At 47.5% G+C, this 712-nt stretch carries 1 protein-coding gene; it reads right to left on the bottom strand.

The window, feature by feature from the left end:
• Nucleotides 1-78: 78 nt before the first annotated feature.
• Nucleotides 79-648 carry an ADP compounds hydrolase NudE gene (nudE, locus tag R8O10_RS25080; protein ID WP_005459019.1) on the bottom strand — a complete coding sequence of 190 codons (570 nt, stop codon included), beginning with the start codon at nt 646-648 and terminating at the stop codon, nt 79-81.
• Nucleotides 649-712: the final 64 nt, after the last annotated feature.

A 712-nucleotide genomic window follows, 5' to 3' on the forward strand; every position in this document is an offset into this window, starting at 1 on the left:
GAGGAAGCAGGTGAGATAGATCTTTTGTCATTGGCATAGGTGATAGTCCTTACTCACAATATTTGTCGGTTTACACCGTTATTGATTGTTGTTGTGAGTGGTGTTTGGTAAGTGTTTCAGTGCCAACATTAACGCCGTGATGCTTCGTGCTTCACAGAAGTCCAAATGCGTTAATAGCTCTTCGGCTTGTGCGAGTGGCCAGCGCACAATTTCTAACGGCTCTGGTTCGTCGCCTTCTTGTTTTTCAGGGTATAGCGATTGACCTAGAAACAGCGTCATCTTGCTCGAAAAATAAGAAGGAGCAAGGATCACTTGTTTTAACGGGGTGAGTTCCTTACAACCAAAACCAATTTCTTCTTTTAGTTCGCGGTCAGCGGCCTGATGTGGCGTTTCACCGGGATCGATAAGACCTTTAGGAAAACCCAGTTCGTAACGCTCTGTACCAGCAGCGTATTCACGTACCAACAGTAAATCGCCCTGCTCGGTTACCGGTACAACCATTACGGCATCGCGACCACTTGGCTTCATGCGCTCATAAGTGCGATGCTCGCCATTGGAGAAGCGAAGGTCGAGGGCTTCCACAGCAAACAGTTTTGATCGTGCGACCGTCTGACAAGAGAGAATCTCTGGTGGGGTCCTTTTCGACATGGCGCTGACTCCTTGGTGTCGTTGGCTTTTGTAAGGTGCGTAAGATTCTTAATATATGAGAACT

The sequence above is a fragment of the Vibrio sp. 1727 genome (assembly GCF_033344415.1).
In the GTDB taxonomy this organism is placed as follows: Bacteria; Pseudomonadota; Gammaproteobacteria; order Enterobacterales; family Vibrionaceae; genus Vibrio; species Vibrio alginolyticus.